A 1,739-nucleotide genomic window follows, 5' to 3' on the forward strand; every position below is an offset into this window, starting at 1 on the left:
ACCCGGAACAATGGACTCCAGTCGTCCCCATATCTCATCGGTCAGCAACATTCGACTCATCTTGATCGCTTACGCAAAAGATGAGATGTAAACACATTTCTTCAAATGTGAACAGAGCCTAGTCTCCTGTGGGGACAACGACCAAGTTTTCGGCGCGAGCGAAGACGCGCTCGGCTGATTCAGGAGCTAAACAGGGAGGAACGAGATGGAAAGGTACGGGTTCTGTCGAAGTGGCGTGGATGCGGCGAGCCGTGGAACCCGAACGCTTCCCAGCGCTGGCATTATCCAGATCAGGTTCAAAGGGTATTTCTCACCCACGCCGCACGAAGCGTTTTGGCCGATGCAGCCAGCCGAAAACACGATGCGCAACGCAGGACCCCCGGGTTAGCAGCCGACACGTTACACCGCGGCGTGGCGTCTTGGCAACCATCCCGAAATATCAGCGAACGCCGCGGTTTCGCGCCGGATGCTTACTGCATAATGTCGGGCGCCGCGCGGTCGGGGTTTTCCCGGGCATCGCGCGGACCGCTCCCGCGCACTTCTCGCGTACCTCCTTTCGTTCTGCCCGATGCCGTTCCGCTCCGCGTGTTTCGCCTTTGCATCCCTGCAACCTGTATTGATCGCTCCGCGTTCGCGCCGGGCTTGCGCGGAGTAATGCATGTCCGCCGTTCCGCCGCCGCGTCTGCCGTTCAGTTTCCCCGACCATTTTCCATTCCGCGCGCCGCGCTCGTTCAAGGGGCAGGTCGCGCTTGCGCTCGCCGTCGTCTATCTCGTGTGGGGATCGACGTATCTCGGCATCCATCTGGCGCTCGACTCGTTTCCACCGCTGATGCTCGGCGGCCTGCGCGATCTGTTCGCGGGCATCGGGCTTTTTGCGATCGCGGTGCATCGGCGGGCGGTGTGGCCGAATGCGCGCGAAGTGCGCAATGCGGCGATCGTCGGCACGCTGCTGGAAGGGCTATCGAGCGGGATGATGGCTTACGGCATGCGCACGGTCGGCACCGGCACGGCCGCCGTGATGGTCGCGACCGTCCCGCTGTTCGCGACGGTTTTCACGGCGCTGTCGGGACGCGACGTCGCGCGGGGCGAGTGGTTCGCGGTGGCGCTGGGCCTCGTCGGCATCGTGTTGCTGAATCACGGCGATCCGTCGCCGAGCTCGACGGCCGGCACTTTCGCGATCCTGTGCGCGGCGATCTTCTGGGCGGGCGGCGCGCATCTGGCGAGCCGTCTGCCGCAGCCCACCGATCTGCTGATGTCGACGTCGCTGCAAATCGGCCTCGGCGGTCTGATCGCGACGGTCATCGCGCTCGCATCGGGCGAGCGGATGACGCAGCTCAACGTGGGTGCGGGCGCGTCGTTTCTGTATCTCGTCGTGATCGGCTCGATGGCCGCTTATGTCGCGTATAACTTTCTGATCCGCAACACGAGCACGATCGTCGCGACGAGTTGCCTGTATGTGAATCCGCTCGTCGCGGTGGCGCTCGGCGCGCTGTTGCTTGGCGAGATCGTTACGCAATGGACGCTTATCGCGACGGTGGTGATTTTGCTGTCGGTGGGGTTGTCGTTCTGGTTTGATTATCGGCGGCGCGGGTTGGCGTGAGGGTGATTCGCAGACGAATCGGCATAGGGGCGGCCAGCAAGCTGGCCGGTCCCCTGCCACACCACCCTGCCACACCACCCGGCGTGCGGGTCCGCACCGGGCGGTTCGGGAAGTTGAGGTTATGTGAGGCGAGGCATGC

At 63.4% G+C, this 1,739-nt stretch carries 1 protein-coding gene; it reads left to right on the plus strand.

Translation table 11 applies throughout. The features are described 5' to 3' along the window. Positions 1 to 658 precede the first annotated feature (658 nt). Positions 659 to 1,600: an EamA family transporter gene (locus tag BVER_RS28765; RefSeq protein ID WP_050456127.1), complete on the plus strand. Its 942-nt coding sequence runs from the start codon at positions 659 to 661 to the stop codon at positions 1,598 to 1,600. Positions 1,601 to 1,739 lie beyond the last annotated feature (139 nt).

Source organism: Candidatus Burkholderia verschuerenii, assembly GCF_001189365.1.
GTDB classification, from domain to species: domain Bacteria; phylum Pseudomonadota; class Gammaproteobacteria; order Burkholderiales; family Burkholderiaceae; genus Caballeronia; species Caballeronia verschuerenii.

Excerpts from the sequence above, each read along its gene's own strand:
- BVER_RS28765 (WP_050456127.1), top strand. The coding sequence starts at position 659 with ATGTCCGCCGTTCCGCCGCCGCGTCTGCCGTTCAGTTTCCCCGACCAT.